Annotated in this window: 11 protein-coding genes; 9 read left to right on the top strand and 2 right to left on the bottom strand. The window is 58.9% G+C overall.

All coding sequences use genetic code 11. The features are described 5' to 3' along the window. Positions 1 to 8: 8 nt before the first annotated feature. The 5 genes from ACESYO_RS03010 (at position 9) to ACESYO_RS02990 (ending at position 5,130) form a co-directional block, all read left to right on the top strand. Positions 9 to 227, top strand: a complete 219-nt coding sequence (locus tag ACESYO_RS03010; protein ID WP_058963425.1) for a helix-turn-helix domain-containing protein — start codon at positions 9 to 11, stop codon at positions 225 to 227. 32 nt (positions 228 to 259) lie between these two features. Continuing rightward, positions 260 to 604 carry a hypothetical protein gene (locus ACESYO_RS03005; RefSeq protein ID WP_346671935.1) on the top strand — a complete coding sequence of 115 codons (345 nt, stop codon included), beginning with the start codon at positions 260 to 262 and terminating at the stop codon, positions 602 to 604. 39 nt (positions 605 to 643) lie between these two features. Next, on the top strand, positions 644 to 2,425 hold the full coding sequence (locus tag ACESYO_RS03000) for a DUF4153 domain-containing protein (RefSeq protein ID WP_373209331.1): 1,782 nt from the start codon (positions 644 to 646) through the stop codon (positions 2,423 to 2,425). Positions 2,426 to 2,657: 232 nt separating this feature from the next. Continuing rightward, on the top strand, positions 2,658 to 3,851 hold the full coding sequence (locus tag ACESYO_RS02995; protein WP_373209332.1) for a hypothetical protein: 1,194 nt from the start codon (positions 2,658 to 2,660) through the stop codon (positions 3,849 to 3,851). Between the two features lie 22 nt (positions 3,852 to 3,873). Beyond that, positions 3,874 to 5,130 carry a hypothetical protein gene (locus tag ACESYO_RS02990; RefSeq protein WP_373209333.1) on the top strand — a complete coding sequence of 419 codons (1,257 nt, stop codon included), beginning with the start codon at positions 3,874 to 3,876 and terminating at the stop codon, positions 5,128 to 5,130. A gap of 62 nt (positions 5,131 to 5,192) precedes the next feature. On the opposite strand, the gene ACESYO_RS02985 is transcribed toward ACESYO_RS02990, so the two are convergent. Both ACESYO_RS02985 and ACESYO_RS02980 read right to left on the bottom strand, forming a co-directional pair. Further along, entirely contained in the window at positions 5,193 to 5,738 is a 546-nt protein-coding gene (locus tag ACESYO_RS02985; RefSeq protein WP_373209334.1) for an NUDIX hydrolase, read from the bottom strand. Between the two features lie 3 nt (positions 5,739 to 5,741). Beyond that, a complete protein-coding gene (locus tag ACESYO_RS02980; RefSeq protein WP_346671930.1) occupies positions 5,742 to 6,734 on the bottom strand; it encodes a hemolysin family protein in 993 nt (330 codons plus the stop codon). Between the two features lie 346 nt (positions 6,735 to 7,080). On the opposite strand from ACESYO_RS02980, the gene nifJ reads away from it, so the two are divergent. From nifJ to ACESYO_RS02960, 4 genes are all read left to right on the top strand, one after another. After that, on the top strand, positions 7,081 to 10,629 hold the full coding sequence (nifJ, locus tag ACESYO_RS02975) for a pyruvate:ferredoxin (flavodoxin) oxidoreductase (RefSeq protein WP_276870416.1): 3,549 nt from the start codon (positions 7,081 to 7,083) through the stop codon (positions 10,627 to 10,629). Positions 10,630 to 10,906: 277 nt separating this feature from the next. Next, positions 10,907 to 11,770 (top strand): YitT family protein, encoded by an 864-nt coding sequence (locus ACESYO_RS02970; protein WP_242868315.1) that lies wholly within the window; start codon positions 10,907 to 10,909, stop codon positions 11,768 to 11,770. 251 nt (positions 11,771 to 12,021) lie between these two features. Next, positions 12,022 to 12,213, top strand: coding sequence for a hypothetical protein (locus ACESYO_RS02965; RefSeq protein WP_373211192.1), 192 nt, complete (start codon positions 12,022 to 12,024; stop codon positions 12,211 to 12,213). 32 nt (positions 12,214 to 12,245) lie between these two features. Further along, on the top strand, positions 12,246 to 12,896 hold the full coding sequence (locus tag ACESYO_RS02960; protein ID WP_346671947.1) for a rhomboid family intramembrane serine protease: 651 nt from the start codon (positions 12,246 to 12,248) through the stop codon (positions 12,894 to 12,896). Positions 12,897 to 12,913 lie beyond the last annotated feature (17 nt).

Raw genomic sequence — 12,913 nt, 5'->3', positions numbered from 1 at the left:
AGAAAGCAATGCCGATTGTGATCAATCTGGATGTGATGATGGCCAGGCGCAAGATCAGCGCGGGCGAGCTGGCCGAGCGGGTGGGCATCACCCCGGCCAACCTGTCCATCCTGAAAAACAACAAGGCCAAGGCGGTGCGGTTCTCCACGCTGGAGGCGCTGTGCAAGGCGCTGGACTGCCAGCCGGCGGACCTGCTGGAATATGTGCCGGAGGACGGCACGCAGTAACAAACACGATCACCGAGCAAAGGAGGAGCTTTATGCAGCATCCGGAATGGTGGAATTTGATGAGTATTTTCCTGGGATTGGCAGCACTGGTGCTTCCGCCGCTGGGCGGCGCACTGCTGGCCCGCAAAGGCAGGCGCTGGCACTGGTGCATCGCGGTCAGCCTGGCCGCCTGCGCGATCAGCCTTTACGGCTGGATTGCCTATACCCGATATCTGGTGGAGATTCAGAATTTCAGCGCCCTGCTGGATACCCAGCCCGCCGGGCAGATGGTTTCAGGGGCGCTGCTGCTGGCGGTGCTTCTGGTGAACGGCGTCACGGCGGCAATTCTGGAAACCCGCCCCGGGGCATCCAATGCCCCCAAACGGCCGGAGCTCTGAGCCCGGCGAAAACAAGAAACGAAACAGGAGGGATGATCCATGGAAGAACGGACCCGTCCGGAGGGCGCAGTGATGCCGGAACCCGGCACGGTGAACGGCCAGACCACCGACCGCCCCGTGGGCGTACAGCCCGTATACACAGCGAAACCGGTCCAGCCCTTCCGGGCAAGCCGGCTGCAGCTGGGCGCGGCGGTTTACAGCTATCTGCTGGGCTGGTTTTATTTCTGCGGCCTTGTGCTGGGAGCGCCGCTGATGCCCTTTTCCAACTGGCACGCGGGCGGAATGAACCCGGCCACGCTGGGGGTGTTCTGTGTGCTGTTTTTCGGCGGCGCGGAATTCTTTCTGCGCCGGGCGGGCCGTAAGGCCCCGGCGGAGAGCTGGTGGTGGCTGGGCTTTGCCGCCCTGCTGCTGGCGAACCTTCTGATTCTGCGCCCTCTGCTTTATGGCGCGGGCTACTGGCATGATTATGAATATGGCTACTACGGCTGGCAGGTTCTGGCGCTTCATCTGGGGGCCATGTACTGGCTGGTCTGCCGGGCGGGCCTGCTCATTGGCGGCGGACGCACCGGCTGCTTTGCCCCGCTGGACGCGGTTCTTTGCCTGCTGGGCCGCCCCTTCTTCTGGTTCTTTTTGCGCATTCGGGTAATGTGGTACGGCTGCCGGCGTGTCTGGGAAAAGCTGCGGGCGGCGCGGCAGCACAAAAAGCGGGATTTATTGGGCGCGGGGCTTGCGCTCTGCCTGCTGGTTCCCCTGTTTCTGCTGGCGCTCATGCTGCTGGCCGGGGCGGATGCGGGCTTTGCCTCTCTGCTGGAAAACTTCGCGCAGCTGCTCACAGTGCCGGAATGGGTGGCGGGCCGACTGCTGCTGTTTGCGGCCTCGCTGCCGGTGGGCGCTTATCTGTACGGCGCGCTGGGCAGCGTGCTGCGCCAGAAGCCGGACCCGGACAGGCAGAGCCGCTGGCTGGCGGCGCTGGAAAAACAGCGCTGTCTGCCCCAAAGCGCCATGACCTTGGGGCTGGTGGCCTTCTGCGTGCTGTATCTGCTCTTTTTCGCGGTGCAGGCGGGCTATCTGTTCGGAGCCTTCTTTGGGCACCTGCCTGAAGGGTTCACCGCTGCGGAATATGCCCGGCGGGGCTTCTTTGAGCTGTGCGCGGTGGCTGTGCTCAACTTCGGGCTGCTGCTGGCCGTTACTGCCCTGTGTAAGGGCAGGCCGGAGAGCAATCCCCTGCTGCGGGGCCTGACCGCCGCCCTGATGGCGGCAAACCTGCTGTTTGTGCTGGTGGGAGCCTCCAAGATGGGGCTGTATGTGACCCGTTTCGGGTTTACCGAAAAGCGCATCCTGTCCAGCTGGTTCATGCTGGTGCTGGTGGTGGTCAGTGTGCTGGCGCTGCTGGCGGTATTCCGCCGGCTGGACTGGATTCGTCTGGGCACCTTTGCGGCGGCAGGGCTGTTCCTGGCGCTGTGCCTGTGCCAGCACCAGCGCCTTGCCTACCGGGCGAATCTGGCGATGTATCAAAACGGCGTGATCACCCAGCTGGATCCCTGGACCCTGCATCTGCAGTCCGCCGGGATAAGCGAGTATGACCTGGCCGACGATCTGATCCGGGCAGGCTGGGGCGTGGGCGAAACGCCGGAGGATGTGATGCGTGCGGTGAAAGGCTATTCCGGCGACAATGCGCTGCACTATGGCCGGGACGGCGAGGGCAACCGACAGCTGTGGTTTTACCTTTACGACAAGGCGGAGGAGAATTCAGGCAGCCTGACCATGACGCTGGACGAAAACGGTGAAGCGGTTACCGCGCTGGAGCTGAATAAGAGATGAAACATCAGACGATCTCCCGAATGGAATTATCCGTCCGGGAGGTCGTTTTGTGTCTGTGCGATCAAAATCTTTTGACCGGATGGGGGCCAGGCAGGTATAATCAAAAGCGTACGATGGCTGAAGTCGGCCGGCAGGCGAAGAAAGTAGCCGCATGAAAAGTATAAAATTTAAAAAAATTACGAATTGTATTTTGAACGAGCGATAAATTCAGAAAATCGAAGGAGGGAGACGTTTGCCCGCATCCAAATCCTCATTTTCCCGGGCGCATGGGGCTGCGCTGGCCGGAACGCTGGCACTGTTTGCCTTTGCAATTTTGCTGTTCCATTCGCTGGCAGGGGGAACACTGCTGGCCCAGAATCCCTATGACAGTTACCTGCTTCAGGCGAAAAACTGGCTGCAGGGCAGCATGGCCATCCAGAATGGAGAACAATACCCATGGTTGGAACTTGCGATATTTAACAATCAGTATTATCTTTCCTTTCCACCGGTTCCCTCTGTTCTGGCATTGCCCTGGGCACTGTGGGGCGGTGCGGTGACCTCCAATCTGATTGCTGCCTGTTATGGGCTGGCTGTGGCGGCAGGTGTGTATCTGATGTTCTGGCAGGGAGGAAAAACACCGGAAACCTGTGCGTTTTTTGCCCTTTTTGTGAGCCTTGGCAGCAATACCTTCTGGCTGAGTACCAGCGGCGGAGTTTGGATGCTGGCCCAGCTGCTTGCGCTTGCCTTTTGCGTCTGGGGCTGTTTTTTCTGGTTGGCCGGGCGGGAGATTCCCGCCTTCTTTCTGCTGGCACTGGCGGTGGGCTGCAGGCCCTTTTCTGCTTTGCTGGCGGTACTTCTGTTTCTGCGGCCGCTGTGGGGAGCGGTGCGGCAGGGCCGGTGGAAGCATCTGGCGGCAGTGAGCGTACTGCCCGTACTGGTGGCACTGGCTCTGGGCTGGTACAACTGGGCGCGCTTCGGAAACCCTCTGGAATTCGGCCACAATTATCTGCCGGAATTCATGCGGGAGGAAAACGGCCAGTTCAGTCTGACCTACTTCTGGCCCAACCTGAAAAATCTGCTGCGTCCGGTGCTGCTGACCAAAGCGCTGGATCTTTCCTTCCCGGTGTTCAACGGCTTTCTTCCCTTTGTGGCAAATCCGCTGCTGCTGCTCTGGCTGCTGGCGCTGTTTGCCCGCCTGCGCAAAAAACAGCTGGAATGGGCGGACGGGATTCTGGTGGCCTGTTATCTCGCCACGGTGGTGGTGCTGTGCCTGCACCGCACGCTGGGCGGCTGGCAGTTCGGCGCCCGGTATCTGGTGGATCCCTTCCCCTTCTGCCTTTTATTTTTTGCCCGCCGTCACTTTGAGGCAGGCCCTGCTGCCCGGGGGCTTTTGCTGGCGGCAATCCTGTTTAATTTCTATGGCGCGGTATATATGCTGAGCGCATAAACCGTGCGGCAAGGAGGATACGATGGCTCAGATCATTGGCTGGCTGGGCGGCGGAGGAATGATCGCCTTTGTTCTGCTTCTGGCGGTTCGCTGCCTGGCGCTGCTGGGCTGGATGCCGGTTCGGCTGCCGGAATGGCGGATGTTCCACAGGGAGGATCCGCTGCCCCGCCCGGCCTGTTTTTCCCGGCGGGAGTACATTGCCGCCTTTTTTGCAATGCTGGCAGTGCAGTGGGCGGTGCTCTTTTTCGCCTGGCTCACCCTGAACCAGAGCGGAGGGGCAGAGGCTTTCCTTGCTCACTTCTGGCAGAGATTCACACAGGCAGGCGACAGCCCCCATTACCTGTTCATTGCCCAAAACGGTTATCTGCCCCAGGGGGAGGATGCCAAATGGATCGTCTTTTACCCGTTGTATCCCCTGTGCATCCGATTGGTGAGTCTGTTCACAGGAGGCGATTTTGCACTGGCAGGCCTTCTGGTCAGTCAGCTGTGCTGGGGTGGCTGCGGCGTTGTGGCACTGAGCCTTGCAGGGCGCTGGCTGCCCCGGGTGCAGGCTGTGTGGGCGGTGGCGTTTCTGGCAGTGTATCCCTTTTCCTTTTTCAGCATGGGCATCTATACCGAAAGCCTGTTTCTGCTGCTCTGCCTCTGCTGCATGCGAATGGCCCTGACCGGTCATTGGGGCTGGGCCGGGCTGCTGGGGGGGCTTGCAGCCCTTTGCCGTACCCAGGGAATGGTTCTGCTGCTGCCGGTGCTCTGGCTCTGGCTGCGGGCACGCCAGAGCGGCCGACAGGGGCTGAAAAGTTTCGGATTGCTGCTGATCCCGGCGGGCTGGGGCGGTTACCTGCTGTGCAACCGGCTGGTGTTCGGGGACTGGTTCGCCTTTCTGGAATTTCAGGCAGCGCCTCCCTGGTATCAGACCACCCGGTGGATCAGCGAGAATCTGACCCAGCACTGGAATCTGGCACTGCAGTATCCGGGGCTTGCGGGCTTTATTTACTGGCCGCAGATTCTGCTGTATTTCGCGGTGCTGGGGCTGCTGGCCTGGGGCCTGTTTGCCGGGGTGCGCACCGAGTGGCTCATCTGGGGCGGGGCCTATCTGGGCATGACCTATCTGGCGGGTTGGATGATCAGCGGCCCCCGGTATCTGTTTGCCTGCCTTCCGGCCTTTTTCCTCATGGCCCGTATTCGTGTGCTCTGGCTGCGGGTGGCACTGTGTGTGATAAGCGGAATGGCTCTGTGCGCCTACGCGGCGCTGTATCTGCAGGGGCAGGCCATTATGTAAAAAGAAAGCCGTATGTTCGAACCAACAACGAACATACGGCTTTTTGATGAATTGAAAACGCTTTACAGCTTGCCTGCATCCCGCAGGGCTTTGATCTTCAGCAGAGCAGCCACGGTTTTGCCGTCCCGGATCTCGCCGGAGAGCACCATTTCCACCGCCTTGTCGAAGGGAACCTTTTCCGGGGTGAGGAACTCGTCCTCGTCCAGATGCATGTCGCAGGGAGCAAGGCCGATGGCAGCCCAGCAGTAGATGATCTCGCTGCAGTAGCCCACGGTGGGATACACCGGGCCCAGATCCACAAAGTGCTCGGCGGTCAGGCCGCATTCCTCGCCCAGCTCCCGCCTGGCGGCGGCAAAGGGGTCCTCCCCTTTTTCCAGCTTGCCGGCGGGCAGCTCCCACAGCTCCTGCCCGAAGGCGTAGCGGAACTGCCGGACCAGATAGACCTCGTTCTCATCGGACAGAGCGGCGATGCAGGCGCCGCCGTGGTGATGCACCACCTCGCGGGTGGAGGTGCGGCCGTTTTCCAGCTCCACCTTGTCCACGGTCACGGTGAATACCCGGCCCTCAAACCGGGTCTCGCTGCTCAGGGTCTTTTCAAAATGTGCCACGATTCAACGCTCCTTTTCCTCGCTTTGTGCGTCGGGCTCTTCCAGCCGGGTGCAGCGCACCCGCTGGATGCGGCGGTCGCGTACCTCCAGGCAGGTGAAGCTCAGCCCGCCCCACTGGACGGTGGCCGGTTCACCGTTTTCCGGAATGCGGCCCAGCCGGTCGGCGATCAGGCCGCCCACCGTGTCGAATTCCTCCTCGTCGGTGCGCTCGGGGCACTCCATGCCGAAGGCCTCGAACACGTCCTCCAGATCCAGCGAACCTTCGACCAGAAAACCACCCTCGCAGGGGGTCAGTTCGGCTTCTTCGGTGTCGTACTCGTCCTGGATGTCGCCCACGATCTCCTCCAGAATGTCCTCCATGGTCACAAGACCGGCGGTGCCGCCGTACTCGTCCACCACGATGGCGATCATGGTGTGCTGTTTTTTGAAGTCCATCATCAGCTCACCGGCGGGGCGGCTTTCCGGCACATACATGGCCTTGCGGGCAAATTCACTCACCTGACGCTCCAGCACGCCGGGATCGTCGAACAGCCGCAGCAGATCCTTCACATACAGAATGCCGGTCACATTGTCCAGGCTTTTGCGGTACACCGGCAGCCGGCTGTTTCCGGTGGAAAGGGCCAGCTCCACCGCCTCCCGGCAGGAGGCGTGCTCGTTCACCGCGTTCACCTCGGTGCGGTGGGTCATCACATCACCGGCGCTCACATCCGAAAGGTCGAAGATATTGGTGATCATGGTTTTCTGGGCGGTGTCGATCAGATCCTGTTCGTCCGCGTCGTCCACCAGCTCGAACAGGTCCTCTTCGGTTACCGTCTCGTCATTGCCCAGCCCGGCGGGAGCAAGCAGGCGGGAAAGCCATCCGGGCAGCCGCATCTCCTTTTTGGCGGCAGCCCAGCCGCCCAGCAGGCCGGCGGCCAGAAGCAGAAGCCCCACCACACAGCAGACTGCAAGGGCGGCAAGGCTGGAAAAGCCGGGAAAAATACCCGGGGTGTCCATCGTTCAAAACTCCTTTTTTCGGGGCGGCTCCGAAGGGGTCGCAGCCCGGTTTTTCTGGCCGGCACAAAGGTGTGCAGACCGGTTAATTACCATATTAAAGCAATCAAAACCCCTTGTCAACGCGCACCGGACGGCGCCGGATAAAGCTTTTGTAAAAAAATGGGTGCACCGCCCTGTGCAGGGGGCTGAAAATGCAAGGATAAAAACCGAATCTGACCGAAAAAGCTGCCCGAAAACAGTTTACTTTGCCATTTTGATTTGCTAGAATATAGTTAAGTAATAGCGCCCATTCCCCCGATCCCCGGGGCCAGGACGTTAAATACTGAATTGTTATGGAGGAAGAAAAATGCCTAGAGCAAAACAGTCTATGGATGGCAACACCGCTGCCGCTCACGTAGCGTATGCGTTCAGCGAAGTTGCTGCTATCTACCCCATCACCCCGTCTAGCCCCATGGCCGACTACGTGGACCAGTGGTCCGCTGCCGGCCGCAAGAACATCTTCGGTACCCAGGTTAAGGTAATGGAGATGCAGTCCGAGGCCGGCGCCGCCGGCGCTGTGCACGGCAGCCTGGCTGCCGGCGCCATGACCACCACCTTCACCGCTTCTCAGGGCCTGCTGCTGATGATCCCCAACATGTACAAGATCGCCGGCGAGCTGCTGCCCAGTGTGTTCCATGTGTCTGCCCGTTGTGTGGCCAGCCACGCTCTGAACATCTTTGGTGATCACAGCGACGTTTACGCCTGCCGTCAGACCGGTTTCGCCATGCTGGCCGAGACCAATCCTCAGGAAGTTATGGACCTGGCCGCTGTAGCCCATCTGGCTGCCATCGAGGGCCGCGTTCCCTTCATCAACTTCTTCGACGGTTTCCGTACTTCTCACGAGATCCAGAAGATCGAGAAGTGGGACTACGCCGATCTGGCTGAGATGGTTAACTGGGACGCTATCAACGAGTTCCGCGCTCACGCTCTGAACCCCGAGCATCCCTCCATGCGCGGTTCTCACGAGAACGGCGACATCTTCTTCCAGCATCGTGAGGCCTGCAACAAGTACTACGACGCTCTGCCCGCTGTGGTTGAGAAGTACATGGCCAAGGTCAACGAGAAGCTGGGCACCGATTACCAGCTGTTCAACTACTACGGTGCTCCCGACGCTGAGCGCGTGATCGTAGCCATGGGCTCCATCTGCGACGTTGCCGAGGAAGTTATCGATTACCTGACCGCCAAGGGCGAGAAGGTTGGCCTGGTAAAGGTTCGCCTGTACCGTCCCTTCGTTGCCGAGAAGCTGCTGGCTGCCATCCCCGCTACCGCGAAGAAGATCGCTGTGCTGGATCGCACCAAGGAGCCCGGCAGCCTGGGCGAGCCCCTGTACCTGGACGTTGTTGCTGCTCTGCGTGAGGCCGGCAACACCGCTACCGTTGTGGGCGGCCGTTACGGTCTGGGTTCCAAGGATACTCCTCCTTCCAGCGTGTTCGCCGTATACGACGAGCTGGCTAAGGACGCTCCCAAGGCCCGCTTCACTCTGGGCATCGTGGACGACGTGACCAACCTGAGCCTGGAAGAGAAGCCCGCTCCCAACACCGCTGCAGAAGGCACCAAGGAGTGCAAGTTCTGGGGTCTGGGCGGCGACGGCACCGTTGGCGCTAACAAGAACAGCACCAAGATCATCGGTGACCACACCGACAAGTACATCCAGGCTTACTTCCAGTACGACTCCAAGAAGACCGGCGGCGTGACCATCAGCCACCTGCGCTTCGGCGACAAGCCCATCAAGAGCCCCTACTACATCAACAAGGCTGACTTCGTGGCCTGCCACAACCCCAGCTACGTTGTTAAGGGCTACAAGATGGTTCAGGACGTAAAGCCCGGCGGCGTGTTCATGATCAACTGCCAGTGGACCGATGAGGAGCTGGCTCACCACATGCCTGCTGAGTCCAAGCGCTACATCGCTCAGAACAACATCCAGCTGTACACCATCAACGCCATCGACAAGGCTGTTGAGATCGGTCTGGGCAAGCGCACCAACACCATCCTGCAGTCTGCTTTCTTCGCTCTGGCCGGTGTTCTGCCTCGCGAGGATGCCATCAAGTACATGAAGCAGGCCGCTGAGAAGACCTTCGCCAAGAAGGGCCAGGCCATCGTTGAGATGAACTGGAAGGCCATCGACGCCGGCTTCGACGCCTACCACAAGGTTGAGGTTCCCGCTGACTGGGCCAACGCTGTGGACGAGGCCAACGACGTTCAGCTGACCGGCAACGCCGACACCGTGAAGATGGTTAAGAACATCATGGAGCCCGTTGCCAAGATGGACGGCGACAGCCTGCCTGTTTCCGCCTTCGTGGATTACGTGGACGGCCAGTTCGCTCAGGGCGCTGCCGCTTACGAGAAGCGCGGTGTTGCCGTGATGGTTCCCGAGTGGAATCCCGACAACTGCATCCAGTGCAACCAGTGTGCTTACGTTTGCCCCCATGCCACCATCCGTCCCTTCGCTCTGACCGACGAGGAAGTTGCTAACGCTCCCGAGGCTCTGAAGAGCAAGAAGATGACCGGCAAGGGCTGCGAGAACTACAAGTTCGCCATGACCGTTTCTCCTCTGGACTGCATGGGCTGCGGCGTTTGTGTAAACGTCTGCCCCGCTCCCACCAAGGCTCTGACCATGGTGCCTCAGGAGAGCCAGGCCGCTCAGCAGGATGTGTTCAACTACTGTGTTGAGAACATCCGCAAGAAGGACGGCATGATGGCCGAGACCACCGTGAAGGGCAGCCAGTTCAACCAGCCCCTGCTGGAGTTCTCCGGCAGCTGCGCCGGCTGTGCCGAGACTGCTTACGGCCGCCTGATCACTCAGCTGTTCGGCGAGCGTATGTACATCTCCAACGCTACCGGTTGTTCCTCCATCTGGGGCGGCCCCGCTGCTACCTCTCCGTACACCACCAACAAGGAGTCCGGCTTCGGTCCCGCCTGGGCCAACAGCCTGTTCGAGGACAACGCCGAGCATGGTCTGGGCATGTACCTGGGCCAGAAGGTGATCCGCGAGTCTCTGGCTGCCAAGCTGCATGAGCTGGCTGAGGCTACCACCAACGCCGACAAGAAGGCTGCCATCGACGAGTACTTCGCCACCTACGAGGACGGCAAGGCCAACGCGGAAGCCACCAAGAAGCTGGTTGCTCTGCTGGAGGCTGAGCCCGACTGCCAGTACAGCCAGGCTATCCTGCCCAAGAAGAACTACCTCTCCAAGAAGAGCGTGTGGATCTTCGGTGGTGACGGCTGGGCTTACGACATCGGCTTCGGCGGTCTGGACCACGTTCTGGCTTCCGGTGAGGATGTCAACGTGATGGTATTCGACACCGAGGTTTACTCCAACACCGGCGGACAGGCTTCCAAGGCCAGCCAGATCGGTCAGGTTGCTCAGTTCGCAGCCGCCGGTAAGGCCATCGGCAAGAAGAGCCTGAGCGAGATCGCCATGAGCTACGGCTACGTTTACGTTGCTCAGATCGCTATGGGCGCCGACATGAACCAGACCATCAAGGCTCTGACCGAGGCCGAGAGCTACCATGGTCCTTCTCTGGTGATCGGCTACGCTCCCTGCGAGATGCACGGTGTTAAGGGCGGTATGACCAACTGCCAGGCCGAGATGAAGAAGGCTGTGGCTGCTGGCTACTGGAACATGTTCCGCTTCGATCCTCGCAAGAAGGCCGAAGGCAAGAACCCCTTCACTCTGGACTCCAAGCCCGCTACCGCGGATTACAAGGAGTTCATCTCCAACGAGACCCGTTACAGCCGCCTGAAGCTGGCCTTCCCCGAGCGTGCTGAAGAGCTGTTCGATCTGGCCGACAAGAAGGCTAAGGAGCGCTACGCTTACCTGCAGAAGCTGGTTAAGCTGTACTCCACCGAGGAGTAATTCTCCCCGCAAGGGTCACGGCATGATCTGCTGAACCTCGCGCCCCCGCACTGTGCGCACAGTGCGGGGGCGTTTTTTTTGCCTGTTTCCCATCTTTTTACAAAAGAATTTTTGCCTTTTGGCCCGGCTTCGGCTATAATAAAGGTAGGAAAAGATAACGGCTTTTTGAGCAAAGCGTTTGAGCAAAGCGTGTTGTGAAAAAAGCCGTTTTTGTTTTATCCGGTGTTCAGAGCGGACCGAAACATCTCTCTGTACCGGTTTAAAGGAGGAACTCAGTGTGACGGAAAAACGCAAGGAATTCTTGATGGATGTGCTTTTTGAAACGGTGGGCAGTATTCTGTTCGGCGTGGGTGTGTATACCTTTGCGGCGAAGGGCGGGTTCGCTCCCGGCGGGCTTTCGGGTCTGGCGCTGATCATCAACTTTCTTACCGGGTTACCCATTGGTACCATGACCCTGGTACTGAATATCCCCATCATCCTGTGTACCTTCCGGATTCTGGGCAGGCGTTTCTTTTTGAAAAGCCTGCGTACCATGATCATCAGTACCATCATCATCGACGGCATCCTGCCTCATTTTCCTGTTTATGACAGCAACCGGCTTCTGGCGGCGGTGTTCAGCGGCATTCTGATGGGCGCGGGCCTCGCCATCATCTATATGCGCAACTCCTCCACCGGCGGCGCCGACTTTTTGATTCACGCGGCCAAGCGGAAGGCTCCCCATTTCAGCTTCGGCCAGATCAGTATGATCATGGATGCGGTTATCATCTTTCTGGGTGTGCCCGCCTTCGGTGACATTGACTCGGCGCTGTACGGTATGATCTCGGTGTTTGCGCTTACCATTGTGATGGATAAGATCATGTACGGCGCCGGCAGCGGCAAGCTGGCCATGATCATCACCGATTATGGCCGGGAGGTGGCGAGAGAGATCGATCAGGCAGTGGAGCGCGGCGCCACGCTGGTGGATGTGACCGGCAGCTACTCCGGAGCCAAAAAGGATATGGTTCTGTGCGCCTGCTCCAATAACGAGGTGTTCAAGGTGCGCCAGGCGGCCCATCGGGTGGATCCCCGGGCCATGGTGATGATCTGTGAGGCAAACGAGGTCTTTGGTGAAGGTTTCCATGCCCTGGAGGAAAAGCACTGACCGGAAAGCGGCAGTGTTCCCGGTAAATCCGTGCTTTGCGGACTGCTTTTTTCGCGATTTTATGTGGAAAGAAGCAGTCCGCTTTTTTGTGCAAAAAAAATCGCCGCCATGCGCGAAAATGCGCGAAAAATCCATTCCATAAGACCGGAAACAGGATTTTCATCAAAGAATAAACATAGTTTTCCCCATGAGTTATACGAGGAGTTTTTCAATTGTATGTTGAAAAGTATGTTGAAAGTGTTTAAAACCCCGTGAAAAGCGGGAAGTTTTCAACAAATCGGGTGGAAAACGCCGTTGAGTTCAACGTTTCGTTGAATGGAGCGGTGAGGAATGTTGGGATCTCGGTGGAAAACGTTGAAAACTTTTCGACGCGCACCGAAACAACAAAAACAAATCATTCGCCGCAAAAGGCTTTTCAAATGGATTATTTTCTGGTAAAGTAAACGAAACTGAGCAAAAAGGAGCGTGCTGCGCGATGAACTGGCTTTATAAACTGGAGCGGCGGTTTGGCCGTTTCGGGATCCCGAATCTGATGTTATATGTGGCGGCCGGTCAGGCCATTGTCTGGCTGGTGGTCATGTTTGCATACTATCCGCTGTATTTCCTTCTGGATCTGAACCGGACCGGACTGTTTGCCGGGCAGGTGTGGCGGCTGGTAAGCTTTGTGTTCCTTCCCCCGCTGACCACCAGCCCCATCTATGTGGTACTGGAAATTTATCTGCTGTACTGGCTGGGTTCCGCACTGGAACGAACCTGGGGCAGCTTCAAATTCACCGTCTATTTTCTGCTGGGTATGATCGGCGCCTGGCTGGGCTGCCTGATCACCGGTTCGGCCGGAAATACGGCGCTGTATTATTCCCTCTTCTTCGCCTTTGCCTATCTTTATCCCGAAACTCAGCTGCTGCTGTTCTTTGTGCTGCCGGTCAAGGTGAAATGGCTGGGCTGGATCTCCGCGGCATTGTACCTGTTCCAGTGGATCACCGCGCCTCTTGGCCAGAAGCTGGCCATGCTGGCGGGCCTTCTGGGCTTCTGGGTGTTCTTCGGCAAGGGCGGCATCGGGCGGATTCGCCAGAAGATCACCGACTACCGCCGCCGCAAGGCCTGGCAGAACCAGTGGCGGCAATAAAAGCGGCAAAAACTGAG

Source organism: Allofournierella massiliensis (genome assembly GCF_964241245.1).
Lineage (GTDB): Bacteria > Bacillota > Clostridia > Oscillospirales > Ruminococcaceae > Allofournierella > Allofournierella massiliensis.
This window is presented reverse-complemented; position numbering and strand designations above follow the sequence as displayed.

Coding starts and splice junctions, on each gene's coding strand:
- ACESYO_RS03000 (WP_373209331.1), top strand. CDS start 644: ATGGAAGAACGGACCCGTCCGGAGGGCGCAGTGATGCCGGAACCCGGC.
- ACESYO_RS03010 (WP_058963425.1), top strand. CDS start 9: ATGCCGATTGTGATCAATCTGGATGTGATGATGGCCAGGCGCAAGATC.
- nifJ (WP_276870416.1), top strand. CDS start 7,081: ATGCCTAGAGCAAAACAGTCTATGGATGGCAACACCGCTGCCGCTCAC.
- ACESYO_RS02960 (WP_346671947.1), top strand. CDS start 12,246: ATGAACTGGCTTTATAAACTGGAGCGGCGGTTTGGCCGTTTCGGGATC.
- ACESYO_RS02990 (WP_373209333.1), top strand. CDS start 3,874: ATGGCTCAGATCATTGGCTGGCTGGGCGGCGGAGGAATGATCGCCTTT.
- ACESYO_RS02980 (WP_346671930.1), bottom strand. CDS start 6,734: ATGGACACCCCGGGTATTTTTCCCGGCTTTTCCAGCCTTGCCGCCCTT.
- ACESYO_RS03005 (WP_346671935.1), top strand. CDS start 260: ATGCAGCATCCGGAATGGTGGAATTTGATGAGTATTTTCCTGGGATTG.